The sequence below is a fragment of the Pseudomonas batumici genome (assembly GCF_000820515.1).
Taxonomy (GTDB): domain Bacteria; phylum Pseudomonadota; class Gammaproteobacteria; order Pseudomonadales; family Pseudomonadaceae; genus Aquipseudomonas; species Aquipseudomonas batumici.
The window spans coordinates 131,542-157,156 of record NZ_JXDG01000035.1; the positions used below are offsets into that span (position 1 = coordinate 131,542).

Sequence of the window (25,615 nt, forward strand, 5' to 3'; positions counted from 1 at the left end):
ATAGCGGTTCAACTGGCCGCCGGCTTGCGTGGCGCTCGTGGTTTCTTCTCGGCGACGGGTTTGGCGGCGGTGGCCGGTTTCACCGGCGCTTTCGCGGCCGCGGCGGTCTTCGTGGCGGTCTTGGGCTTGACGGCAGGCTTGGCCACCGTCGGCTTTTTCGGGGCCAGCGCCTCGGCCTCCGCCAGCTTGCGCGCCATCTCCCAATGCCGGCCCTCCTGGCCCTCGGGGCGACCCTCGGATTCCCAGATCTGATAGGCAAACTCACGGATGCGTTTTTCGTCGCTACTCATCGCCATGCTCCTGAACTCAGGTTTGTATAAAGAGATTGACCGGGAAATCTTCGAGTGCCTCACCGCCCGGCGGACTCACCGGTCACGCTCGGCGGCCTGGAGCCGGGCACAGGCCAGCAGTTCCAGGCGGCGAGCGGCATCCGTATCGTCCAGCAACTGGCCGCTGTCGCCGGGCAGGCGTCGGCACCAGTTGGGATGACTGTCGATGGTCCCGGGCAGATTGGCCTGCTCCTCGACACCCAGCACGTCCTCCAGCGGCAGCAACACCAGGGGCGCCCGGGTATGACCGAGGAAGCGCACGCTGGCGTCGAGGACCTGGTCGGTCTCGTGGGATTCATCGCGGAAATTCTGCGGGTCGTTGCTCAGCGCGCGGTGCAAGCCCTCGCGCTCGTGCTGGCGGGTTTCGCGCCAGTGATCGGCGCTGGCCTTGTCGATCAAGCCGAGCCGGATGTTCCAGTCGATATCCCGGGCATGCCACCAGCCGTTGAGGGTCGGCAGGTCGTGGGTGCTGGTGGTGGCCAGGGCGTTGTCTGGCCAGTCGAGGATCGGGCGGAAACGATGGCCGTATTCCTGCTCGAACAACAGCACGCGCATGCCAAGGATCGCGCGGGCGCTCAGTTTTTCCCGCAGGCCCTCGGGGACCGTGCCGAGGTCTTCGCCCAGCACCAGCGCCTGGTGGCGCGCGGACTCCAGGGTCAGCAGGCGCAGCAGGTCGTCCAGCGGATAATACAGGTAGGCGCCATCGCTCGACGGTGAACCGAGGGGGATCACCCAGAGCCGTTGCAGGCCCATCACATGGTCGATGCGCAGGCCCCCGGCATGGGCGAAGTTGGCCCGCAGCATTTCGATAAAGGCCCTGAAACCGTGACGCTTCAAGCCTTCCGGGGAGAAGGCCGAGATCCCCCAGCCTTGTCCGGCGCGATTGAGACTGTCCGGCGGTGCGCCGACGGTGAGTTCGGCCAGCAGTTCGTCCTGCCGGCTCCAGGCCTGGCTGCCGCCGCCGTCGGCACCGACGGCGAGGTCGGCGATCAGGCCGATGCCCATGCCGCTGTCCCGGGCGGCCTGTTGCGCGCGCTCAAGGCAGCGGGCGATCAGCCACTGGCTGAAGGCATAGAAGCCGATCTCATCGGCCTGCTCCGTGGCGAAGGCGGTGAGGGCCGGGTTGTCGGGATGCTGCCAGGCCGCGGGCCATTGCCGCCAGTCGGTGCTTTCGCCCCGATCCGCACAGACCGCTTGCCGGGCTTCGAAGCGGCAATGATTTTCCAGGGCTTCGCCGCCGGCCTGGCGGAACTCGGCGAAGTCCGCGGCGAGCGGGTGGGCATCCTGGCGAAAACCGTCGTACAGCGCACGCAACAGGCACTGTTTGGCGCGGGCGGCACGCGGCCAGTCGATCAGTGGCAAGGCTTCCAGCTGGCGCAATTCGTCGGCCAGCCCCGCGGTCTCGATGGCCTGGCGCAGGGCCTGTTCGCCGAGAATCGCCTCCGGCGCCGCATAGAGACTGTTGAGGAGCAGGCGGCTGGACGGCGAATAGGGGCTGTAGCGTTGCGGGTCGCAACTGAACATGGCGTGCAACGGGCTGATCGCCAGGGCGTCGGCACCGCGCTCGCCGGCGGCGCGGGCCAGGTTCTCCAAGGCCAGGGTGTCGCCGAACCCGCCATCGCCCGACCGTTGCAGGGAGTAGAGCTGCACCGCCAGGCCCCAGGCGCGGGGTGTCGCGGTATCGGTGGCCGCCGCCATGCTGTGGCACTGCTGCGGGGCCACGGCGAGGGTGAAACGCTGGCCGTCGATATGGACGGTCTGGTAACCCACGGGAATCCTGCCCGGCAGCACCGCGTCCTGGTCGAGCTGCAAGTGCAGGAGCGTGCCGTTTTCCAGATGCACCTCGCAGCAAGTGCCGGCGGCGAAATAGCGGGACAGGTCCAGCCCCTTGTCGACGTCCGCGGTCAGCAGGGGCGGCAGGTGGTTGTGTTGCTGCGCCAGTTGCAGTTCCAGCAGGCTGTTCTCGATGGCCTGGTCACTGTCGGCGGGATGCCCCAGCCCGGCGAGGACCTTGCGCAAGGCCTCGGGCCGGACTTTCTGCGGTCGGCCATTGGCATCGATCCAGTCGACGGCCAGGCCGGCCCGATGGGCGAGTATTTCCAGTTGCACGTCACTCATGGGGGTTCTCCGGTGGGTGGCTGCGATGAAGACCTCCTCAGTGCTGGCCCGACCTGCTCCGGGACTTGGCGACCAGATTCTGGTACAGCTCGGCGTAGGGTTCCACGGCCTTGCACCAGTTGAACGGCGCGGCCATGGCGCGGCAACGCATGGCGTTGAGCAGCGGCGGGTAGGCGAACACCTTGAACGCCCGGCGCAACGCCTGCGCATAGCTTTCCACGGTGGACTCGTCGAACAGGAAACCGGTGACCCCGTTGTCGATGGTGTCGGCCAGCCCGCCGGTGTTGCGCGCCACCGGCAGCGAGCCGAAGCGCTGGGCGTACATCTGGCTCAGGCCGCACGGTTCATAGCGCGAAGGCATCAGCAGGAAGTCGCTGCCGGCGAACATGCGCCGGGCATCGGTTTCGTTGAAGCCGATGCGCACCCCGATCCGGCCTGGAAAGCGCAGGGCCAGTTGGCGCATGGCCTGTTCTTCTTCCGGCTCGCCGCGGCCGATGATCGCGATCTGGCCGCCTTCGGCCACGATCATTTCGCTGACCGCCTCGGTCAGGTCCAGGCCTTTCTGGTAGACCAGCCGCGAGACCACCGCGAACAGCGGCCCGCTGGAGGGATCCAGGCCGAACAGGGTGCGCACATGGTCGGCGTTGACGGCCTTGCCCTCCCAGTCGCCCGGCAGGAAGGGGCGGACCAGGTGGCTGTCGGTGGCCGCGTCCCAGCTTTCGTCGATGCCATTGGGAATGCCGCTGAGCAGGCCCTGGTGGGTCTTGCTGGCGAGGAAACCGTCCAGGCCGCAACCAAATTGCGGGGTGGTGATTTCCTGGGCGTAGGTGGCACTCACCGTGGTGATATGACTGGAGTAGGCCATGCCGGCCTTGAGGAACGACAGCTTGCCGTAGAACTCCATGCCTTCCTGCTGCAGGGCGTGGGGCGGGATCCCCAGCTCCGGGCAGCAGGCGAGGCTGACCACGCCCTGGTAGGCGAGGTTGTGAATGGTGAACAGGGTCGGGGTGCGCTGGCCGCGCCAGTGCATATAGGCCGGGGCCAGGCCGGCCGGCCAGTCGTGGGCGTGGACCAGGTCCGGGGTCCAGTGGATCTGGGCCAGGTTGGCGGCGATATCGGCGGCCGCCAGGCCCAGGCGGGCGAAGCGGATGTGGTTGTCCGGCCAGTCGCGACCGTTGTTGGCGCCATAGGGCGTGCCTTCGCGCTCATAGAGCTCGGGGCAGATCAGCACATAGATCACCAGGCCGTCGGGCAGGTCCATGCGGCCGATCTTGCAGGGTGGCAACGCGGCGTGGCCGCCCAGTTCGCCGATGATATGGATCGGGTTGTCGCTGTGGATCACCTGCGGGTAACCGGGAATCAGCACCCGCACATCATGCAGGTGATGCATGGCCCGTGGCAGGGCGGCGGACACATCGCCCAGGCCACCGGTCTTGACCAGGTCGGCGAACTCGGAGGTGACGAACAGCACCTTTTTCTTGTCCGGATTGACAGCGGCTGCCGTCAACACAGGTTTTCCTCCCGCCAAGGGGGCTGACACGGGGACCGCTTCGCTGGCCTGATTAAAATGCTCTTCCTGAGTTTCCAACGCAGCGTTGATCATGTGCCTCTCCCGATTTATTTGATCTGGTTCATCCTTTCTTTCATACAACGTGCCCAAACCGCTTCCTTTGGTCGGACACACCGCTTGCGCGAAACTGGGCGAAGGACGTCCAGCGCACGGCGGCAAGAAAGTGCGAGGGGAGCCCCTGTCCGTAATCCCCCCGGAACAGAGGCCCTACCTTTGACCTGACCGACCGCCGTTGCAGAAGTTTCGACTTTTTGTCGCAGGAATGACCGAGCGGTCAGCAGGCCCGAAAAACAGTGTAGGAGAGATGTTGCCGCCGTGAAGGGCGTTGTTTAGACGAATATTGGGAAAATGCAGCGCGTTTGATTCAAGTCACAGGCGACCATGCTGCCATCTGGAACGGACGTCCATGAACGGCTGCACCCCGCTGGCGCGGGCTCGAAACCCAAACGCTCAAGGATGGTGCGTGGGTGTCCCGGGAGAGTGCGTGGTACGCCCAGATATAGAGCCCGCCGATTTGCTTCCGGGTCACCTGGTCGAGGAACCGCCGCAGGCTGTGGTCGGTCAGGCCACGGCCGGTCAGCCAGGACCCGTTGCCGGGCCCTGGCACCATGGCTTAACTCAGGAGCCGGATCGGCTGCCCGGCCGCCCAGGCCTGGATGTCTTCGATCATCTGGCTGTAGAAGAGCCGGTAGTTGTTCTGGCTGACGTAGCCCACATGGGGCGTTGCCAGGACGTTGTCCAGAGTGCGGAACGGATGGTCGACCGGCAGCGGTTCCTGTTCGAAGACATCCAGGGCGGCGCCGGCCAGCCGGCCTTGCTCAAGCGCGGCGATCAGCGCCTGTTCGTCGACGATCGGCCCGCGTGCGGTGTTGATCAGGTAGGCCGAGGGTTTCATCCAGCCCAGCGCCTGGGCGTCCACCAGGCCGCGGGAGCGCTCGCTGAGCACCAGGTGCACGGAGAGCAGGTCGGCCTGCTTGAACAGTTCGGCCTTGCTGACGTACTCCACGCCGGATTCGGCGGCTCGTTCGGCGGTGAGGTTCTCGCTCCAGGCGATGACCCGCATGCCGAACGCCTTGCCGTAGCCGGCGATGCGCTGGCCGATGCTGCCCAGGCCGAGAATCCCCAGGCTCTTGCCATACAGGTCGCCGCCCAGGCCCTGCTGCCAGTGTCCGGCGCGCAGGGAATGGGCTTCCTTGAGGAGATTGCGGCTGACGGCCATGATCAATGCCCAGGTCAGTTCCGGCGCCGCCTGTTTGTAGCTCTCGGTGCCGCAGACCTGGATACCCAGCGCGTTGGCGGCCTTGATGTCGAGGGCGGCATTGCGCATGCCGCCGGTCACCAGCAGCTTCAGGCGGGGCAGTTGGCGCAGCAGGGCCTCGTTGAACGGGCTGCGTTCGCGCATCACGCAGATCACCTCGAAACCGCCCAGGCGCTCGGCCATGGTGGCGGTATCGGCCGGGTAGTCGTGGAGAAAACTCACCTGGCCCACGGCGCTCAAGGCGCTCCAGTCCACGGCGTTGGCGGCCACGCCTTGCCAGTCATCGATTACCGCGATCTGCAGGGTCATTCGTTGTTTCCTCGTCAGGGTTGGCTGGCCAGCCAGTCGAGCAGGGCCTTGTGGAAACGCGCCGGTTCTTCCATCTGCGGCGCATGGCCCAGGCCGGGGAACTCCACCAGGGTCGACTGCGGGATCAGTTTCGCCACCTGTTTGCCCAGCACGTCGTAGTGACCGATGCGCGCCTTGACCTCGGGCGGCGCGATGTCGCTGCCGATGGCCGTGGTGTCGGCGGTGCCGATCAGCAACAGGGTGGGCATCTTCAGGTCCTTGAACTCGTAATAGACCGGCTGGGTGAAGATCATGTCGTAGATCAGCGCCGAGTTCCAGGCGACCGCGACGTGACCGGGGCCTTTGTTCAGGCCGGCGAGCATATCGACCCAGCGGTCGAACTCGGGTTTCCAGTGGCCGGCGTAATAGGTGTTGCGTTCGTAGTTGCGGATGCCCTCGGCGTTGAGTTTCAGCTCGCGTTCGTTCCATTGGTCGACGGTCCGGTAGGGCACACCGAGGGCTTTCCAGTCTTCCAGGCCGATGGGGTTGACCAGCGCCAGGCGTTCGACCTGTTGCGGGTAGAGCAGGGCATAGCGGGTGGCGAGCATGCCGCCGGTGGAATGACCCAGGATCAGGGTTTTCTGGATGCCGAGTTTTTCCAGCAGGGCGTGGGTGTTGTTCGCCAGTTGCTGGAAGCTGTATTGATAGTGGTCGGGTTTGCTGGAGGTGCAGAAACCGATCTGGTCCGGGGCGATCACGCGGTAACCGGCGGCGCTCAGGGCCTTGATGGAGGAGTCCCAGGTGGCGCCGCAGAAATTCTTGCCGTGCATCAGCACGATGTTCTGGCCGTTGGCCTTGCCGCTGGGCTGGACGTCCATGTAACCCATCTGCAGGGATTTACCCTGGGACTGGAAGGCGAAATGCTGCACTGGATAGGGGTATTCGAAACCTTGCAGTTCCGGGCCGTAGGCCGGGCCTTCGGCGGCGTGGGACAGGACGGGGAGGGAGGCGGCCAGGAACAGGCCGCCGAGCACGAGGGCGCGGGCATTCGACATAAGGGATCTCCAGAAGAATGGGACCGATGCTGGTGAGCGGCGATTAACCCTGGATTAACATGCGCATAATCAATCCATAGCATTGGAGGTCTGCGGGTAAAGCCGACTGCGACCTCGGGTCGCTCCTCGTTTCTTTCATCTTACCCGGTCGTGGATGTAAGACTTTTCCTGCAATATTTAGTGTGCTTTTCTCTAAATGGTTTTCTCTTTTCCTATGACTTCTAGATCATCACGGGTTTGTTGAGTGTTGCCCAAAACCGATTCTCTCTTGGTGTCAAAAATATATCGGGTTAGTTGTGAATCTCGTAAGTTTTAGTGCTTCTTATTTTTGTAATATTCTGAAATAAATGATAGCCCCAGAGGGCTCAGCTCCTTTGGGCTGCATGTTACCTAGGATGTAGAGCGATTCCTTGGCAAAAAAATAGGCAATTGATTGTTGTGCTGGTTTTTTGACGTAAAATCAGTGGTTGACAGAGCATTTTTTCTGCGCCTAAAGTCCTTTCCATAAACAAAAGATTTATTCGTACGAAATAACAATTGCGCGTGTGTTTATCTCTCGTTTACGTGTGATGAATCCATAACATAAAAAGCTTTTGGACGGGCGTGGTGGTGCGACATGGATAACGATCAATTTAGAGGTAAGTGGCAGCGACGTTGGGTGGAAGGCAATGTATTCGCCGTCGATAATTTTGTCGATAAACCCACTTATTATGTGCTTGATATGTTTCCCTATCCATCGGGCAATGGTTTGCATGTTGGGCATGCCGTTGGTTATATCGGAACGGATATTGTTGCGCGTAAAAAAAGAATGGATGGGTTCAATGTGCTGCATCCCATGGGTTGGGATGCGTTTGGCTTGCCTGCAGAGCAATACGCTATAAAGACCGGTGTGCATCCCGCCGAAGTGACACGGATAAACTGCCAGAACTTCAAGCGGCAGCTTATGCTGATGGGCTTAAGCTATGACTGGGGCCGGGAAGTCAATACATCTGATAAAAAGTACTATCGGTGGACTCAGTTTCTTTTTCTCAAGTTGTATGAGCGTGGTTTGGTGTATGAGAAAGAGGAAAGTGTCTGGTGGTGTGAAGCACTTCAAACCGTTCTGGCGAATGAAGAAGTTATCGATGGGCGTTCTGAACGTGGTGATTACCCCTGCATCAAAAAACCGCTAAAGCAATGGATGGTGAAAATCACTGAATACGCTGAGCGCTTGTTAGCTGATCTGGATCAGCTCAATTGGCCGGAGTCGGTCAAAAAAATGCAGCGTGAATGGATTGGGCGTACCGAGGGTGTCGATCTCGATCTCCTCGTGCAGGAGGACGCGGCCAGTTCCCTCACTTTGTTTATCTCAGAGGCCGAAACACTTTATGGCATCAACGCCGTATTTCTGTGCCCTGAACACCCCTACGTAAAAGAACTCTGTCGGGTTCATGACAGTGACCTCTCCACCCGGATTGCCGACTTGCAGGACCCAAAGGTCGCAGTAGACGGCCTGTCTTTGCAGCGCCACGTACGTCATCCACTGACGGGAGCACCGTTGCCCATTTATATCGTCAACTACCTGGCGTTCGATGGTAGAGAGCAGGCGATATTCTCTGTACCAGAAACTGATCCCAAAGCCTCGTCTTTGTGCAAGCATTTCGGTTTGCCCTACATTTCTGTTCTCGATGAGGCCAATATGCGGGCCTGCCTCAAAAATTCCGGGGTCTTTAGCGGTCTCTCCAGGCCCGAAGCTCGTGGGCGGATCGAAGCTGAGCTCATAGGCAATCATGGAGCCGTCAGCAGAGTTCGTTACAGGATGCGTGACTGGCTGTTCTCCAGGCAGAGGTACTGGGGTGAACCTTTTCCACTATACCGGGACTGTAACGGTAACGTGGTTGCGGCTAACCATGGGGAGCTGCCGATCGAGTTGCCGACGGTCGAGAGTTTCCGCCCAAGTGCCGACGGTACCAGTCCGCTGCAGTGCGCGCAGGACTGGGTGAACTGCAAAGATGCTGCTGATAACCCGCTATACCGGGTCACTGACACCATGCCTGGATGGGCCGGATCGTGCTGGTATTTTCTGCGGTTCATGGATCCGCACAACGAAGCCGAACCGTTCTCGGCAGCGAGTATGGAGTACTGGAAACAGGTCGATCTGTACGTTGGTGGGGCGGCCCATGCGACTATGCACCTGCTTTATGCAAGATTTTGGCACAAGGTGCTTTTCGATGTCGGCCTGGTGAATTTCGATGAGCCCTTCAAGACGCTCTATAACCAGGGATTAGTGACTGCCGATGCATTCAAGGACGGGACCGGTCGGATAGTGGCGGTGGATGAAGCCGAGTATCGGGCAGGCAAGTACTGGTTAAAGAATAGCGATCACGAGTTGCACGTGTTCAATACCAAGATGTCAAAATCCCTTTTGAACGTGGTCGTGCCAGACGACATCATTCGTGAGTTTGGAGTCGATACCTTTCGTATTTACATGATGTTCATGGGACCGCTCGGGCAGAGCAAAAAGTGGGATGTAAAAGGTATAAAGGGATGTGAGCGGTTCCTTAATAGGGTCCTGAGCATTTTCACCGATGGTCTTGAGTCCGGCGCTTCTTGCAGCGAACCTGCGGCTTCGGACCAGCATCCGCTGGAGATGCAGTGGGGAAAAACCCTCGCCAAGGTCGATGCGTCCTTTGTGACCTTGAACTTCAATACTGCGATTGCCGCGTTTATGGAGTTCATGAATCAGGCCGAGAAGCACAAGGCCTATTTCTTCGAACGTATAGGCGCTGACTTTGTGAAGGCCCTGTTCCCCTTTGCCCCTCATGTGTGCTCTGAAATCTGGGAGCGTTTGGGCTACCGCAATATCGACTATGTACAGTGGCCCGCTGCGCGGGTGCGCCCGGTCAGGGCGACTCGGATCTACATCAATGGCAAATATATGGACGACCTGGTGGAGGGGACAGGTGAGGAACTGATTGACGTCGATCTTGCTCGGAGCAAGGTCTTCGATGCCCTGAAAGGATGTGCAGTGACCAAGGTGATCTATGTGCCAAACCAAATCGTGAATTTTCTTGGCAGTTATGAAACCTGAGTCGAGATTGCAGGTAATACGCGGGTCCAACTGACGTTTGTAATATCGGGATTCATCTCGACTCAAAATATAGTATGTCCATCGCCTTAAGAAAAGAATCTATGATTAACAATAAATTTCATCGCCAGGTCGGGGCTGTCTTTGCATTGTTTATGTGCGGCATGATTTCCCTTCATGGTGGAATCACCCTGTTTTACTTGAGCATGACCAGCATTGACTTCACCTCTCAGGAGATTTTGACGTTCTATTTGTCGGGCTGTCTGACGGTGGTGTTGATTCCTCTAATGGGTGCTAGTTGTGAGCGAGTGGTACAGGTGGCCTTGGTGGCCAAGATACTACTGGTGCTCTGCGTATTGTCGACCGGTATTGTCTGGATTATTCCAGAAGCGCTGTGCTCGGGGCTTATTGCCTCATCGAGTTTCTATTTTGCGATGCGCGAGGTTTCCAAAGGAGCGCACGGAAAATTGCTTGCGTCGGTGTTGGTACTGATCATCAATATTGAATCTTTGGTCTGGTATGCCGCTCTGGGCTGGCTCTCGGAGCTGCAGTCCCGAGTCTGGCTGTCATTAGCCTATGGGCTTGCCACAATTCTGCCCTTGCTCTACCTCAGCACATTTGTCGGTACTGCAATGACCCAGCGTGTCAGCATCAAACAACTGCTGGTTCTCGGTAAGTCGCTTTCGGTCTATAACCTGTGCTGCTATATGCTTGCGGCGTTCGCAGCCAATTGTTTCAATCTGTCACTCCATCATTGGGCGGAACTTGATGCGCAGCGTTGGTGGGGCAGTGTCCCCGGCATTACCGGGTTCTATATCCTCGGTGTTTTGGCCTGTGTGGTGCTGTTGTCCCGGTTGAAGGTCCGTGACGAGAAGCTATTGGTCGTGGCACTGCTCGGACTTTGCGCCATCGGGTATTGGCTCGCTGGCAACGCTACTGAGGATTCTCTGCTCCTGGCTGCAGCCGTATTCGGATTGGGAAGCACAAGTACACTGGTCATGTCATCGATAGTTGCGGATCTCGCGCAAACGCATGACACCCTCAGCCGTCTGCTGGTGGTAGCCGTGCTGGCAGCGATGCAAGTGTGTCTGATCTCGTTGATTCATATAGTCAAGGTATTCGCTCATATCGCTATCAATGAGTGGCAGGCGATTGCCATAGCTGGCGGTGCATTGATTCTATTTAAAGTACGTCGCTTGTACGTTGAGGGCTTTAAGCTCAAGCCTCAATAGTGTCGGGCAAGGCGTTAAGCAAAATATCTCATGTCGCTGGCCTGGATCGATCGGGTAGGTATCGGGTTTTAATACGCTGTACTCAACCTGCGCGTAGGCGCTCTTATGGAAAGGAAACTATATGTATATCGACTCTCGTCGCATTAATGAAATGAGCTACACGGAATTTGTAGCGTTTATTAACCAAACCAATGTTCCTCCAGGCTCTTACAGTACTCTGACCAAATGGCGTAATAACTCAAACCTTAACGCTGGCTCGCGGGTCTTGGAAGTGGCCTGTACAACCGGATTTTCCATCAACTCGCTGGTAAAGGAGTCTGGCTGCGAAGGAGTGGGTATTGACCTGTGTAAGGACTCTATCAGCCAAGCGCGTGTTAATGCCGAACAAATGGGGTTGGGCAACAAGGTTCGATTTACGGCGATTGACGGCACGTTGTACGAATCTCCCGAGAAGTTTTCTCATATTGTGGTCGGTGCCGGATTGGGCTTTTTTCCTCAGCCTGAACGAATGATCGAGAATATCTGCCGATTGTTCAGCTCGTCGGGGTATCTGCTGGCCTCGCCTTTTTACACTGTCGAAGATATTCCCGAGAAAATGCTGAACCAGGCTGCCAAAGTGTTCGGTATTACACCTACAGTTCAGCCTTATAAAGAAGTTATGCAGCTGTATAAAGGTTTTGAGGTGTATTTTGAGGAACGTTTGCAACCTTTGCCGGAAACCGAAAAAGAGCTGCATCACTATTGTGAATCGACGGTGGAGCGAGCCAGTCATTCGTACGGTTTGGAAGATGAGGGTGTCAAGTCGATGATGTACGATAGGCTGTACAGTATCAAAAAAATGTCGAACGAGCTTCGTCAATATCAGGGTTACAATGTTCTGGTCTTGCACTATGACGCCCAGTGTTATCCAAATCGTTATGTGGAGTTGTTTTGAGAGAATAACGGTCAATTTGATTCCGATTCGCAGCTTGTTTTTCGAATGCTAAAGGTCTTGGCTGCGTCGATACGAGTCAGTGCGGTCGTCTGTCTGGGGGCTGCTTGTTGGGGGATAGAGGAGCAAGCAAGTCTTGAAAGTAACCAATAATAGGTGTGGATATGATCTTGACTGGGGAGAGAATTATAGAGTCTGTTGAAAGCGGCGATATCATTATTTCAAACTTTGATCGTTCGCGTGTAAATCCCAATAGTTACAACTATTTATTGGGTGAGGAAGTGAAGGTCTTTAGCGGGAGATGCTCCGATGGATATCCGAGGTTTGACACCGTCAGGCTGGGAGAGGATGGGTATGTGTTGCACCCCGGAACCATGTATTTGGGGGTGACTGATGAAGTCATCGGTAGTCCTCGGTATGCGATGTCGCTGATTGGTAGAAGTTCCATGGGGCGTTTTGGTCTGTTCTTGCAGATATCGGCTAACTTGGGGCATACCACATCCAGTCATCAATGGACTCTGGAGCTACACGCGGCTCGGGCAATTCGTGTCTATCCAAAGATGCCGATTGGACAAGTTTCATTCTGGACAAATTACGGGGGTGTACGTTGTTTTGGTAAAAACTATGCCCTTTACAATAGTCCCACTGAGAGGCTGCTGATATGATTCTTACAGGAAATAAAATACGTGATGAGATAGTCGCCGGAAATATTATCGTTGACCCCTTCGTTGACTCTCAGTTGAGTACCAATTCATATGATCTTCGTTTGGGTTATAGATATCTGAAATATGAGGGTGGGGTTATTGATCCTAAAAAGCAGCACGCCTATGAGATTCATGATATTCCCGCAGGCGGGCTGCAATTGGAGGCGGGGGATTTTTTGCTCTCGGAGTCTCTGGAAGTGATAGGCAGTAATCATTTTGTCCCCATTATTCACGCCAAGTCCGGCACAGCCAGGGTAGGCTTGTTTGTGCATATCACCGCTGACTTGATAGATATTGGTTCGATCGGCAAAACCACGTTTCAGCTATATGCCACTTTGCCGGTCAAGGTGTATCCCGAAATGCTTTTGGCCCAAGTGTCATTTTGGCGCCCGGAAGGGCAGATCACACTGTATCGGGGGAAGTATCAGAACACCACCGGACCACAGCCTTCCAAAACCTATCTGGACTACATGTGATGATGAAAACATTGACTTCGAATCCGCACTTCAGGGCCGTCGATCTGGATATGTCCCCCATTGCCGATCTGTCGAGCTTTAGCCGAACTGATGAACCTGCGGTCTTTATCGACCTGCTTCAGGATACCGTCAGTGAAACGCAGGCTCGTGATATCGCCTTGTCGCTACCTGACCATTACAAAGCGATCTACCTGAACAAAGAAATTCCTCTTATCAAAACGAGGTTACAAGAGACGTTGCAGCTGCATCTTGCGGCTGAACTATTGAACCCGCTGATGAATGAACTGTGCAGCGCCATGGATTTATTTTTCCGACTCACCTTGGATGAGAAACCTTTGGTGTCTTTACGCGTGGTGACGGCGGAGTACGTGGCCAAGGAGTATCCGTCTGTCAGCCAGTATTACCACCGGGATGCTGCCGCCATGACGTTGACCAAGTGCTTCTATGGTGAGGGGGCAATATATCTACGGGAGAAAAACACAAGGCGCGATTACTTTCAGGAGAACTCCATTGCATTGAATGACGCCGATGCAGCTTATGATGATGCCGATTGTCAAGTGGTCCCTCCGATGAAGTGGGTTTTGCTCAAGGGAGAGATGTACGAGGGTATTGATTCCCGAAATCAGGCGGTCATCAATATCGTTCTTGGCGAGAAGTCGCATTTCAGGGATTTCGCCAAGGGCAAGGGGCTGATCCATAAAGGAGGGCGATTCATCGATACTGATCGGCGCTTGGTATTCACCATCAGTACCTATAAGACGGAGTTCTGATGAAAAATATAATCCTCGGAACCTGGCAGGTAGGCGGCGGTAGCTGGTCGACGGTCAATAGTTGGAAAGCCTATGAAACGCTGTTCTGTGCCATTGACCAGGGCATCGAACGGATAGACACGGCGCCCAGTTATGGGGATGGCCATTCGGAGAAGATCGTCGGCGAGGTGATCCGGCATTTCAGTAACAAGGCACTCAAGGTCATCAGCAAAGTGCCGCCCGACATGATGACCCGTGCCAAGGTGATCCAGAGTGTCGAGGGCAGCCTGACACGGCTGGGAGTGAGCCAATTGGACACATTGCTGATCCACTGGCCGGCCGGGACCATGGGGACCGATCCTGTGTCGTTGGAAGAAACCTTGCGAGCCTTGGAACTGGCGAAAAGCTCTGGGCTCACGAAGAAAATTGGGGTCTGCAATTATGATCTGGCAGATCTGGAGACCATCGACAGTCTACTGAAACTGGACTGTCTTCAATATGCCTACTCGCTGTTCTTCAGGGGCGTGGAGTTCGGAGTCAGCCAGTTCGCCGAGGCACGTGGTATTGAGTTGATGGGGTACTCCACGCTCGCTCAAGGCATCTTGACCGACCGTCCAGACTACGCGGGCTTCTCCACCGACGACCACAGAAACTATGTCGTCCTGTTCGCGGAAAAATATCGGCCACATATACAGCGCATGTTGCAGGAACTCCGGGCTCTTTTACCTCAGGGTGTAGGCTTGAGCAACCTTGCGGTGAGCTGGGTGCAGTCAAGGGGTGTCACCCCTATTCTTGGGTTGCACACTCCTGACCATCTGACCGCGTTCAGCAGCGGTCGTATTTCAGATGATGTTTTACTGGATGCGGCGGACGTGATTTCCAGGGAGTTCAAGGCTGAGTTGGGGAAGCGCCTATCACTGTGGGGTGACGTATGAGCGATCTGCATTTGGCGATCAGGACTGCAAATCCCGAGCGCATGATCAGCTTCTACCAAGAGATCTTCAATTTCAAAGTGGTGGAAGAGTTTGCCGCACACGACGGTTCGTTCCACCTCTATTTTCTATCGGATGGTCAGCGGCCTAAGCTCGAACTGATCGTCAATCGAGAGCCTGCCCTCCAGGAAAAGGGCGACACATTGTCTCACTATGGCTTTTTCGTCGATGACTATCATCGTGTGCTGCTGGCTTGTCGGGTCGCGCAGCTACCGATTCTGGAGGAAAAACTCATCAATGGGCTCAGGCAGTTCTACGTCCAGGATCCGGATGGACACTATGTGGAAGTGAATCAGGTCTGATTTCGCCGATAGTGCAGGCAGTAAACGCGTGGACGAGGTGCCTGGGATGAAGGGTACAGATTTAGTGGAGGCCGGGAGCGCTGTGCGGCCCGGAGAGCATTACCGATTCACCGACCGGGGTAGTTCGACCTGCGTGCTCTGCATTCACGGTCGCCCCGGTAACTGTCTGTTGATGGAGCCCTTCGACACCTGGTGTGCAGAACGGTCCTACGACTGTTATCGCTATGACCAGTTCGCCTGTCGAGACAGGGACGGCTTTCAAATCGATTCGGAGCAACTGTTCGCCATTCTGGTGGAGGAACTCTACCGGCATGTCAGCAAACTCAAGGATCGCGATCTGTTGATCGTGGCTCACTCCTTCGGCGCTGTTCTGCTTTGTGAAATCTTTCAGAGATACGAGTTTTCACAGCAACGCATCAAGATCGTGCTCTCGGGCTTCTGTCCAGAGCGAGAGGAGTTCCTGCAGATCAACCAGAAACGCCTGGAGAGTTATGCTCGTGAGGGCGACGAGCGTCACGCTGAGAACAGGTTCTTCGACGCACATATCTGCGGCAAACGATTCATGACCCCTGAACAGTTCCAGGCGCTTCAAGTGCGGCCGATGGGGAACGTCAGCTTACGCGCCTCCTATCTGGAACTGCTCGGCGTCATACGTTGCCCGGTGCTGATCACCTACGGAAGCGAAGATATCTGCAGCGACTATCAAGTTGCCAAAACCAGCGAGCACCTGGTGGACTTTCGCGTCGCCCGGTTTTCCGGTGCTGCACATTATCCTTTCATCGAACAGACTCAGGCCTATTTCCAGGAACTCGACCGTTTCATGGGTATTGGGTGAAATAGCGAGTTCGTATCTTTCACCATTATCTGATCAATACGACCTTGAATCCCAGTTCTTACGCATGTATGGGGCTTGGCTATGATCATGGAGTTTTATAATGGAAGTTGTCGTTATGCGCAACGTATTGATTATCGGTGATTCTTACGTCGATGCCGATTTTTTCGATGCAAACACCCGTTGGTTTCATATTGGCAAAGAGCCGCCGACGCTTGAACTGACCGCTTGCAGAAGGCTGTGCCTGGCAGCTAAGTTCGATGTCGAGCAGTACGACAAGAAGCTGTTGGAAATATTCCTTTTCTGTAATGAGATTATGTTTGAGTTTGGCAGAATCGACTATGTGATCGCCAACACCGAGTACAGCATTTTGTGCGGCGCGGCGGTTCGTGATCATTACGGGATATCTGGTCGTCGGCTCGGCGACGTTGTTGTGTTCAGAAACAAGTTCCTGATGAAGTCGGCGCTTGCCCAGCAGGCTGAGGTCGCGACCAGTCGCTTTGTCGGTGGTGAGCGGCTGGCTACGAAGGGGATGATTGCGGTATCCGAAGTTTTTACCTCAAGCGATTATCCGCTCGTGCTTAAGGCCGCCTCCCAAGCGGGGAGCCGCCATGTCTACGTGACTCAGGATGCCATGGAGTTAGAGCAGAAAATGCATGAACTCCAGGTCCTCGGTGTCGAGTACTTGGTGGAGCAGTTTGTCGACGCGCCGGTCATTCATATTGACGGAGTCTGTCGGCAGGGGGAGTTGCTGTTTGTCTGTGCGTCCCGGTACCTGGATGATTGCTATGCCTGGCAGCATGAAAAGGTCGCCATGTCTTCGGTGCTAATCGATGAACCGTCGCTTCAGAAAGCCATAGTGCAATTCACGCAGCGTACGCTCTCCTCATTGAATGCCCGTGATTTAGTCTTTCATCTGGAAGCCTTCCTGCTCAGCGATCAGCGTCTGGTGTTTCTGGAAATCTCCTCGCGTCCCGGTGGAGCAGCGATAGTACCTTGTATAAAGAGTATCTATGGCGTGGACCTGCTTGAGGAGAACTTCAGGGTGGAGGTCGAGGCCCCGTCGGTCTTGAGTTCCTCGGGATTTCTTGGCGCTCATGTGAGCAAGTCAGGGGGCTGGATCGTACTGGCTTTGCCTGAGACGTCATGGTGCGAGGTACTGTCGGTCCAGGGAGCCCCTCCGTTGGGCGAGCATGTGACGTGGAGAAAGATTGTTGCTGCCGGTACTCGCTTCAATAAGGAGTATTTTGAGGACCCTGCGGTCGGGATGTTCGTCGTGCGCCACGATAGCGCAGAACAGGTAGAGGTAAGTATCCAGCAGATCAAGGCGGATTTTTCCATTGAGGTGCTACGATTGGAGCAATCCATATGACGCACCCACTTCGGTCGATGACCAATAAGTATGAGCTTGAGGCCCTGACCGGTCATTTCAACACACTGGCTGCGCAGTTCGGCTTTATCCCAGCAGCACCGACGCAATTGCTCAGCGACGATGAGACCCTGCTCTTTGCTAACTCAACCATCGCCGGCTACAAACGGCACCTTCTTGAGGGGCGTGTGCCTTTTCCGGGCTTTTCGATCGTTCAGGAGTGCATCAGAAATCAGAATCTCAAAAGCATCAGGAATTGGAGCGAAGAGCTGGAGTACATGAGCTGTTTCACGCAATTGGGGGTGTTAGGTGGCCCCAATTCATTGCCGCGGATTCTGGAGTTCATTACCGATTACCTCGCGAGTATCAGCAGTCGGCAGCGCTTGCTATGTCGAGTAAGTCGTTCGCTCACTCTGTATGAGTCTGTCACCTGTAAATGCGAAGGCTGGCGGATCGAGATCGATGGGCGTCCACCCGGTTACTACCACTGGAAATACGGCCTGGATGGGGTGAGTGGTGAAGGCGTTACCTTCGCAATTCAGGATCAGAGCCGGGGACTGTATCGGGATATCGGCAATCTTGTTGAGATCAGAGACAGTGCCGGTGTACTGGGGTACGAGTTCGGGTTCGGTGGGGAAACCCTAGACTCTCGGCTTCGAGGCCTCGATTCACCATTCGAGTCCAGTCCGCTGCATGACTATCTGGACGTGGGCAATGAGCCTTCGCTGAAAAGAAAAATGCTCGATTCGCTCATGCTCGCCGCGATGTTGTGTGCTATCGGTGTAGATGAAACAACTCTCAAGCGTGCTTCGATCCTGAGGCGTGCTATGAACGACCTGTTCTATCTCACCTACCTGTGTAGGCTGGAGCCGCACTTGGTTCTGGCTGCCGGGAGACAGTATCTGCAGGCGAAAGGCGTAGCCGATAGTCATTTTGTACGAAGCTTCGACACCTTCCAGAGACGGGTTGGCAGCAAAATCGATCTGGCTCGGCAATACATTGACTATGCAAGAATGCATGACAAGGCTTGGGGGCATGTGCGTCGGTACTGCGTCGACCGAATGGGTATTCCGACTGCCTATTTCGAGAGAATATTTGAGCCTCCACAAGCTCATTAGGTGTGCGCTGACACCTCCCGTTCCAGACTGTTGATCAACAACCGCCACAGGTGGTCGGCTGCCGGGGAGAGTCGTCGGTCGGAGCTGCGTAGCACATGGCATTCAGATGTTCGTGCGATAGGGTGGTCGATTGGGATCGCGACGAGTGGATTCGTAGCAGCACTTTGACCTAGGGATTGGGCGGTCATGAAGGCAATGCCCAGGCCTGCCTGACATAGCGACTGGGCCGATGAAAGCAGGTTGCAGCGATACGCGGGGCTGAATATCAGCCCTTCGGATTCGAACATCTTGTTGACGTAACGCTGTATGCCGAACGCGTCGGTCAGTGCAATCAGCCTGTACTCGATCAACTCGTCCAGCCTGACATCCGGCTGTCTGGCCAGGGGATGGTCTTGCGGCACCACGGCGCAGACGGGGCCCCGATAAAAACTTCGGCGGTGCAGGGACATGTTGCCGACGGAGCCAAAGGAAAAGGCCATATCCAGCTCACCGCGAACCAGCATCATCAAGGTGGTGCCCAAGTCGCCAGTGCTGATGTCGACAAAGACATCAGGATAGTCATTGGAAAATTCCCGCAGGACACCGTTCACAAAGCTTTCAATCATGCCTTGGCCAATGCGCAGGCTCACCGTGCCGCCGCGCATGTAGCGCAGGTCGGTCAGGTGTTTGGTGAGCGTTTCTCGACGCGCTCGGGTTTCGGCGAAGTGCTCGGCGAGCAGCTTTCCCGCCTGGGTCAGGATGACGTTTCTGCCGCTGCGTTCCAGAAGCGGCAGATGCAGGCTGCGCTCCAGCAATGCCACTTGGCGGCTGATGACCGATGGGTTGACGTTCAGCGCATCGGCGGCTTTGCGAATCCCCCCCTGTACCCCCACTTGATGGAGATAGCTCAGTCTTTTTTCTTGAAAATCGTCGTCCATCGTCAAGGCTTTGATCCGGTAAACTGTTGACTATAGGGCAACAATATAGGCCCCGACCTCGCATTCTTCAATGACTGGGTGCTCGGCATAATTGGGCCTATATCCAGCCTTGAGCGACCCTTCCATGAGCAGCGTGCAACAGTACCTTCATCTCCATGCCCAACAGATTCTGGATGATCTGAAACGGCTGGTCAGTGCCGAATCGCCCTCTACCGACAAGCAGGCCGTGGACGCCTGCGGCCGGGTCTTGCAGGACATCATCGCCAAGCGCCTGGGTTCGTCTGCCGAGGTGATACCTCGTGAGACTCTTGGGGACCACCTTGCGTTCAGCATCGGTCAGGGTTCCCGCAGGACCGCGATACTGGGGCATTTTGATACGGTCTGGGATGTTGGCCACCTGACCTTGCGCGAGGAAGGCGGCAAGCTCTATGGCCCGGGGGTTCTGGACATGAAGGGCGGGCTTGTCCAAGCGATCTGGGCAGTGCGTGCGTTGGTGGAACTCAACCTTCTGGACGATCATGAGATCAGATTCCTGTGTTCCAGCGATGAAGAGTTGGGCAGCCCGACATCCCGTGAGTGGATCGAGCAAGAGGCCAGGCTGTGCCAGCAAGTACTGGTGGTGGAGCCCGCCACGGCGCATACCCATGCATTAAAAACCGAGCGCAAGGGCACAGGCCGTTTTGAAATCACTATCAAGGGACGTGCGGCCCATGCGGGCAACAACCCGGAGGACGGGATCAGCGCCGTGCATGAAATGGCCGAGCAGATTCTTTTTCTGCAGGGGCTCAATGCACCTGAGCGTGGGACGACGATCAACGTGGGGATTGCACAGGGCGGTGATCGTACCAACGTGGTTGCCGAGCGGGCTCGTTTAAGCGTGGACCTACGGGTTACCAGCCTTGCCGAAGCCCGCCGTGTCGAATTCGCAGTCAACGGCCTTCAGCCACGTTTGACCGGGGCGCAAATCTCGGTGACGGGTGGATTGGTGCGTCCTCCCCTGGAAAACACCGAGGGCAACAGATGGTTGTTTGCGCTCGCCAAAGAGGCGGCCGGTGAATTATCCATCGATCTCCTCCAGGCCTCTGTGGGCGGCGGAAGCGACGGCAATTTCACTTCGGCCATCGGCATACCGACGCTGGATGGCCTGGGAGCAACCGGTGTCGGCCCGCACGCCATCCACGAGCACATCATCATTGCCGATCTTCCCGTTCGCACCGCGTTGCTTGCTGAACTGATCAAGAAACTTTAAGGCTTCGGCTACGACAATAATAAGGAAGGCTTGAAATGACTCACGTTCACCCGGCAGCAGCACCCTCGGCGAAACCGAGGCAAGAAAGTAAAAGCCCTTACGTGCTGCTGTTTATCATTTTGATCGTGGCTGCCATTGGCACGTGGGTCGTTCCTGCAGGTGTCTTCGACAAGGAGACGCGCGATGGCATTACCTTTGCCGTGTCCGGCAGTTTGCATGCTGTCGAGCAAAGCGGCGCTCGTCCGCTGGATATCTTTGTGGCGGTTGCCAAGGGCCTGCAGACGTCAGCGCCGATTATCTTTCTTATCTTGTTTACGGGTGGCGCACTCGCGGTCCTGGAAAGTACGGGCGCCATCCACCAGGTGCTCAAAGGCATCGCGCGCAGTTCAAGGCTCAATGATTTTTCGATCATTCTGATTTTTGCGTTGGTGTTTGGTGTGCTTGGCACCACGGGTGTGGTTGTCAATGCGGTGATTGCCTTCGTTCCCATCGGCATGCTGGTGGCCAGATCCGTTGGCCTGAATCCCATGTTCGGGGTGTCTCTCGTCTACCTGACCTGCGCCGCCGGTTTCAACACGGCGATCACCAACCCGGCGACCACCGGATTGACCCAGCGTTTGGCGCAACTTCCGCTGTTCTCGGGTATGGGTCTGAGGGGGATAACGTCAGCACTGTTCGTCGTGGTCTGCATCGTCTTTCTGACCTTATACGCGCGTCGGTGCAGGCGAAACGGCGAGCAACGGCCAGTCATTCCGGTAGAGGATGCCACTGACGTTCCGGCGACTTGGCGTCACTGGATCATCCTGGCCTTTGCCTCCGTGACCTTGATCTCGTTCATTTACGGCGCAATGACCGCCCAATGGGGCGAGATCGAGATGACGGCGATGTTTCTATTCATGGCCGTGGGCAGCGGCCTGCTCGGGCGCCTTTCTGCATCAGACATCGCCAACCGCTTTATCGGTGGCTGTTCCGGCATCCTGCAGGGTGCCCTGATCGTCGGCATGGCCAGGGCGATATCCATTGTGTTGGAACACGGCAATATCCTTGACTCGATCGTGGGTTACCTCTCCGAGCTGATCGCTCCGCTGCATCCGGCCATGGCAGCGGTAGGCATGCATATCAGTGCCGCACTCATGCATTTTGCTATCTCGTCCGGCTCCGGTGAGTCCACGTTGCTGATCCCGATCTATGTACCCATTGGCGATATGGTAGGGCTGACTCGACAGGTGACGGTCCAGGCGGTGTTGTTGGGGGAGGGCATCGTCAATTGCGTCAGTCCGACCTCAGGTATTCTGATGGGCGTGCTGGCGGTGGGGGGGATTCCCTTTGGCCGCTGGCTGAAGTTCGTTGCCCCGTTGATTGCGGTCTGGGCAGCGATCTGCATCATCACCTTGGTCATAGGGGTGGAAATGAACTGGGGGCCTTTCTGATCCCACCGAACGTGCGCAAACCCGGTGGGAGCCAGAAATAGTTGGGGTCAGGCACCGACGATCAATGGCCGGTGCAGTCCGCGACGACCCCGTTCGTCCAGGATGGCTCAGGCGGTAGAGCGCTTCGGGGTTTCCAGCAGGCGCTTGAGGTTGTTCATCGCCTGGGTCGAGAGCTCGACCAGGCGCGCCTGCAGACCGCCCAGGTTCAGTTCGGTGATGTACTGCAAGCTACGGGTGAGCCGCGTACCAGGGCCGGCACGGTGCAGGCTGTAGTGAATGCAGCCATCGACCACCGAGGAAGTGAAGGCCGCCTTGAATTCGGCAGGAGGGTTGGCGATGACCACCCGATAGTTCATCTCGATCCGCAGGCCCAGCAGGTCGATGACGCCTGTGAAGCGGTGATCCTTGGGCAGGGGGCCGCGGATGCCGGTCTCGGCGCTGACGGACGTGGGGTGCCATTCATGCCAGCGGTCCGGCTGGGTTATATAGGCATAGACCGTCTCGATATCGACTTCTATATAGACTTCGTTGCTGAGTGTCTTGGCATAAGACTGAAAAGAGGACTGTTCCATGTCATTGCTCCGACTGTATTCCTTGTTTAAAGACGGAAACAGTTATGAGCATAGATGAAACAAAATGTTTCAATACGTATAAGACCAGCGGTCGTGTCCACCCTTGGGGCAGGCACGACCGACCGTGTTCTACCTGACCTTGAAGCGTCCCATCAACGCACTGACCCGGTTGTTGGCGTCCAGCAGGCTGCGGGTATTGGCGTCGGTGGCGTGGCCGCTTTCGACCAGTTCCTCGACCATCTGGCGGATCTGCACCATGCTGCGGTTGATCTCCTCGGTGACCGCGCTCTGTTGTTCGGCGGCCGTGGCGATCTGGGTGCTCAGGCCGTTGATATGGCTGACGGAGCCGGCCATTTCATCGAGCCCCGCGTTGACCCGCGCCGTGGCTTCGGCCGCGGACTGACAGCTGGCCTGGGTGTTTTCCATGGCCGCGACCGACGAACTGACCCCCTGGGTCAGGCGCGTGAGCATCTCGTTGATTTCCGAGGTGCTGGTCTGGGTCCGGGCGGCGAGGGCGCGCACCTCGTCGGCCACCACCGCGAAACCGCGCCCCTGCTCCCCGGCGCGGGCGGCCTCGATGGCGGCGTTCAGGGCCAGCAGGTTGGTCTGCCCGGCAATGGCGCCGATCACCCCGAGAATCTCGGTGATGCGTTGGGCATCCTGCTGCATGCTCTCGACCTTGTGGGTGGCGCTGGAGACCTCGTCGATCAGCGCGATCACGCTGTTGGACGCTTCGCCCACCACCACCCGCGAACGGTCGGCGTGTTCGTTGGCGCGCTGGGTGAAGGCGGCGGTTTCGGCGGCGTTGCCGGCCACCGTGTCGGCGGTGGAACTCATCTCGGTGATGGCGGTGACCGTCTGTTCGGTCTCCGAGGCGTGGCGGGTGAGGATCCGGTTGGTATGGGCCGAGGTCTGTTGCAGCTTGTCCAGGCTTGAGGCCATGTCGCCGGTGGCCTGGGTGACTTCGCCGATCATGTTCTGCAGGTAGACGATAAAGCGGTTCACCGAGTGGCCGATGGCCCCCAGCTCGTCTTCGGCGCGGATGGTGATGCGCCGGGTCAGGTCGGCATCGCCCGTGGACAGCGCGTCGATATTGCTCCTGAGTGCCTGCATCCGGCTCACCAACTGGCGGATGGCATACACCTGCAACAGCGCCAGCAGCACGATCATCGGGATCTGCAGCAGCGCCAGGGTATTGAGCACGTCATCGCGCTGGGCGGTGATCAACTGGGTCGGCAGGGCCGTGGCGAGGAACCAGGGGGTGCCTTCGATGGGGCGCATGAAGAAGGTGCTGGCCACGCCATCGTTGTCGAATTCCACCCGCTGGGACGCGGTGTCACGGTTCTGCAGGGCGCTCTTGACCTGTGCGGCGAAGGTCGAGCCGGCGGCCAGGTCGTTGATGTTCTTGAGCACTACCGGGCTGTTGATATGGGTGCTGTTGCTGATGATCTTGCCGTCGGCTTCGACGATCAGCATTTCACCGCCGATGTCCTTTTCCTTGCGCGCCACCAGGTCGTTGAAAAAGCCCAGGGTCACGTCGATGGTCGAGACGCCGTACGGCACGCCGTCGCGCTGGATGGCCATGGCGCAGTTGGTGCGCGGCTCCTGGCTCGCGTCATCCTTGTAGGCCGCCGCCCAGGCGCACTGGCCGCGCGGGGTGGCCATGCCGCCCTTGTACCAGGGCTGCTCGTAATAGTTGGGGGCTTCGGCGCTGTTCCAGAAGGTATTGACCTTCAACTGGCCGTTGGCATCGCGGTGCCAGAAGGTGCTGTGCTTGTTCCGCCCCGGTGTGCGCTGGCCGGGCAGGGGCCAGATACCGCCACCGAAGACCTTCAGCTCACCGTACTGGTCCACCAGGCCGGGCAGGACCTTGTCGATGGTGTCGCTGTCGAGCAGGGGAATGGTCTGGGTAATGCTGCGTTGCTGGGCCTGGACCTTGTTCAACTCCCCCTTGATCTGCTCGGCCACTTCGGCCACGCGGTTGAGTACGACCTGCTCCTCGGTCTTGCGCAGCGTGGGCGCGACCAACTGGCTGATACCGACCACGGTCAGGACGAACAACAGGAGGATGAACAGGACCAGAAACAGCGTGTAGCGGGCTTGGATCGTACGGAACATGGGCATGGGAGCTGTCCTAGCAAAGCGGTTTTTATTCTTCGGTCGCCTGATCTGTTCAGGGCTTCGTCAAGCTATCGGCTTGAAATAAGTCGACTTTAGTACGATCGTGCAAGAAAGAGCTGAAGGCTCTGACGTTGCGCCTGCTGACCGCGCCAAGGCCCAGCGAGCAGTCACGGCAATGCTTTTGTCCGAACTGAAATAAATTGGTACATTTCATTGACGCCATTAAATGGCCTCCCTATGATCGCGCCCCGTTGATGGCATAAGGCTATCCAGAAGGATCTGCGATGTGGGGGTTGGCATGGTGCCGTTTCTCCATCAAGACCATCGACGTGCAAGGTGCTGACGCCCTGTTTGCGAGCACCTGTTCAAGCCCTGTATCGCCCCATGCCCTGACATGCCCTGCTCAATGAGCGGCTTGATCGAGCGTGCTGCGCCGATCTGTTTCCACCTGGGCTGCTTCCGTTAATTCAATTTATTGCCTTCGTTGCATCGAGATTCCGACATGGACGTTCGTCAGTTTGCCTTCCTCGCGGGCCAGCCTTCTGCTGCCCTGAAAAACCGTGAGCACTTCTGCGGACTGCCCAAGCGCGGACTGGCCTTCATCCTGGCGAACGCCATGTTCTGGCAACCGTTGCTGGCCCATGCGGACGGGATCGTGGTCAGTGCGCCGGGCACCACGCTGGGCCAGGCGGGCAATGGCGTACCCATCGTCAACATCGCCGCACCGAATGCCCAGGGGCTGTCGCACAACCAGTTCCATGACTACAACGTCGGGACCAACGGGGTCATCCTCAACAACGCCACCGCGCGGACCCAGTCGACGCAACTGGGCGGGATCATCGTCGGCAACCCGAATTTCAGCGGGGCTGCGGCCAACGTCATCCTCAACGAAGTGAACGGCGGCAGCCCGAGCCAGTTGCGCGGTTACACCGAAGT

General features: G+C 57.3%; 22 protein-coding genes. 14 read left to right on the forward strand and 8 right to left on the reverse strand.

From position 1 onward, the window contains the following. Window positions 1-8: 8 nt before the first annotated feature. The 5 genes from UCMB321_RS13700 to UCMB321_RS13720 form a co-directional block, all read right to left on the reverse strand. Window positions 9-290: a DUF2934 domain-containing protein gene (locus UCMB321_RS13700; RefSeq protein ID WP_040067546.1), complete on the reverse strand. Its 282-nt coding sequence runs from the start codon at window positions 288-290 to the stop codon at window positions 9-11. 75 nt (window positions 291-365) lie between these two features. After that, window positions 366-2,447, reverse strand: a complete 2,082-nt coding sequence (malQ, locus tag UCMB321_RS13705; protein ID WP_040067548.1) for a 4-alpha-glucanotransferase — start codon at window positions 2,445-2,447, stop codon at window positions 366-368. Window positions 2,448-2,484: 37 nt separating this feature from the next. Continuing rightward, entirely contained in the window at window positions 2,485-4,050 is a 1,566-nt protein-coding gene (glgA, locus tag UCMB321_RS13710; protein WP_040067549.1) for a glycogen synthase GlgA, read from the reverse strand. A gap of 580 nt (window positions 4,051-4,630) precedes the next feature. Next, complete coding sequence (locus UCMB321_RS13715; protein ID WP_040067550.1) at window positions 4,631-5,584, reverse strand: D-2-hydroxyacid dehydrogenase family protein; 954 nt, start codon at window positions 5,582-5,584, stop codon at window positions 4,631-4,633. Window positions 5,585-5,598: 14 nt separating this feature from the next. Next, entirely contained in the window at window positions 5,599-6,618 is a 1,020-nt protein-coding gene (locus tag UCMB321_RS13720; protein ID WP_040067552.1) for an alpha/beta fold hydrolase, read from the reverse strand. Between the two features lie 616 nt (window positions 6,619-7,234). On the opposite strand from UCMB321_RS13720, the gene leuS reads away from it, so the two are divergent. The 11 genes from leuS (at window position 7,235) to UCMB321_RS13770 (ending at window position 18,390) form a co-directional block, all read left to right on the forward strand. Continuing rightward, window positions 7,235-9,688, forward strand: coding sequence for a leucine--tRNA ligase (gene leuS, locus UCMB321_RS13725; RefSeq protein WP_040067554.1), 2,454 nt, complete (start codon window positions 7,235-7,237; stop codon window positions 9,686-9,688). A 101-nt stretch (window positions 9,689-9,789) separates the two neighbouring features. Beyond that, on the forward strand, window positions 9,790-10,917 hold the full coding sequence (locus UCMB321_RS13730; RefSeq protein WP_040067556.1) for a hypothetical protein: 1,128 nt from the start codon (window positions 9,790-9,792) through the stop codon (window positions 10,915-10,917). A gap of 121 nt (window positions 10,918-11,038) precedes the next feature. Continuing rightward, entirely contained in the window at window positions 11,039-11,851 is an 813-nt protein-coding gene (locus tag UCMB321_RS13735; RefSeq protein WP_040067558.1) for a class I SAM-dependent methyltransferase, read from the forward strand. Between the two features lie 161 nt (window positions 11,852-12,012). Next, window positions 12,013-12,513 carry a dCTP deaminase gene (locus UCMB321_RS31765; RefSeq protein WP_084615010.1) on the forward strand — a complete coding sequence of 167 codons (501 nt, stop codon included), beginning with the start codon at window positions 12,013-12,015 and terminating at the stop codon, window positions 12,511-12,513. Next, on the forward strand, window positions 12,510-13,028 hold the full coding sequence (gene dcd / locus UCMB321_RS13740; RefSeq protein ID WP_040067560.1) for a dCTP deaminase: 519 nt from the start codon (window positions 12,510-12,512) through the stop codon (window positions 13,026-13,028). Before UCMB321_RS31765 ends, dcd begins: the two co-directional genes overlap by 4 nt. After that, window positions 13,028-13,798: a DUF1826 domain-containing protein gene (locus UCMB321_RS13745; protein ID WP_040067561.1), complete on the forward strand. Its 771-nt coding sequence runs from the start codon at window positions 13,028-13,030 to the stop codon at window positions 13,796-13,798. Before dcd ends, UCMB321_RS13745 begins: the two co-directional genes overlap by 1 nt. Then, window positions 13,798-14,712 carry an aldo/keto reductase gene (locus tag UCMB321_RS13750; RefSeq protein WP_040067564.1) on the forward strand — a complete coding sequence of 305 codons (915 nt, stop codon included), beginning with the start codon at window positions 13,798-13,800 and terminating at the stop codon, window positions 14,710-14,712. The genes UCMB321_RS13745 and UCMB321_RS13750 overlap by 1 nt, the downstream gene beginning before the upstream one ends. After that, complete coding sequence (locus tag UCMB321_RS13755; RefSeq protein WP_040067566.1) at window positions 14,709-15,071, forward strand: VOC family protein; 363 nt, start codon at window positions 14,709-14,711, stop codon at window positions 15,069-15,071. Before UCMB321_RS13750 ends, UCMB321_RS13755 begins: the two co-directional genes overlap by 4 nt. Window positions 15,072-15,117: 46 nt before the next feature. Continuing rightward, window positions 15,118-15,906, forward strand: coding sequence for an alpha/beta fold hydrolase (locus UCMB321_RS13760; RefSeq protein WP_157015947.1), 789 nt, complete (start codon window positions 15,118-15,120; stop codon window positions 15,904-15,906). Between the two features lie 100 nt (window positions 15,907-16,006). Further along, window positions 16,007-17,275, forward strand: coding sequence for an ATP-grasp domain-containing protein (locus tag UCMB321_RS13765; protein ID WP_040067570.1), 1,269 nt, complete (start codon window positions 16,007-16,009; stop codon window positions 17,273-17,275). Further along, the gene (locus tag UCMB321_RS13770) at window positions 17,272-18,390 is read left to right on the forward strand and encodes a hypothetical protein (RefSeq protein WP_040067572.1); all 1,119 of its coding nucleotides are present in this window, start codon (window positions 17,272-17,274) and stop codon (window positions 18,388-18,390) included. The genes UCMB321_RS13765 and UCMB321_RS13770 overlap by 4 nt, the downstream gene beginning before the upstream one ends. On the opposite strand, the gene UCMB321_RS13775 is transcribed toward UCMB321_RS13770, so the two are convergent. Continuing rightward, window positions 18,387-19,307, reverse strand: coding sequence for a LysR family transcriptional regulator (locus tag UCMB321_RS13775; protein WP_040067573.1), 921 nt, complete (start codon window positions 19,305-19,307; stop codon window positions 18,387-18,389). The genes UCMB321_RS13770 and UCMB321_RS13775 overlap by 4 nt on opposite strands. 124 nt (window positions 19,308-19,431) lie before the next feature. Here UCMB321_RS13775 and UCMB321_RS13780 point away from each other — a divergent pair, with 124 nt between their 5' ends. Next, window positions 19,432-20,556, forward strand: coding sequence for a M20 family metallopeptidase (locus UCMB321_RS13780; RefSeq protein ID WP_040067574.1), 1,125 nt, complete (start codon window positions 19,432-19,434; stop codon window positions 20,554-20,556). A 35-nt stretch (window positions 20,557-20,591) separates the two neighbouring features. Continuing rightward, window positions 20,592-21,986, forward strand: a complete 1,395-nt coding sequence (locus UCMB321_RS13785) for a YfcC family protein (RefSeq protein WP_040067575.1) — start codon at window positions 20,592-20,594, stop codon at window positions 21,984-21,986. Between the two features lie 107 nt (window positions 21,987-22,093). Here the strand turns inward: UCMB321_RS13785 and UCMB321_RS13790 are convergent, their stop codons facing one another. Continuing rightward, window positions 22,094-22,558 (reverse strand): SRPBCC family protein, encoded by a 465-nt coding sequence (locus UCMB321_RS13790; protein ID WP_040067576.1) that lies wholly within the window; start codon window positions 22,556-22,558, stop codon window positions 22,094-22,096. A gap of 129 nt (window positions 22,559-22,687) precedes the next feature. After that, on the reverse strand, window positions 22,688-24,682 hold the full coding sequence (locus tag UCMB321_RS13795) for a methyl-accepting chemotaxis protein (RefSeq protein ID WP_040067577.1): 1,995 nt from the start codon (window positions 24,680-24,682) through the stop codon (window positions 22,688-22,690). A 499-nt stretch (window positions 24,683-25,181) separates the two neighbouring features. Here UCMB321_RS13795 and UCMB321_RS13800 point away from each other — a divergent pair. Further along, on the forward strand, window positions 25,182-25,615 hold a 434-nt coding region (locus UCMB321_RS13800), incomplete at its 3' end, for a two-partner secretion domain-containing protein (RefSeq protein ID WP_040067578.1).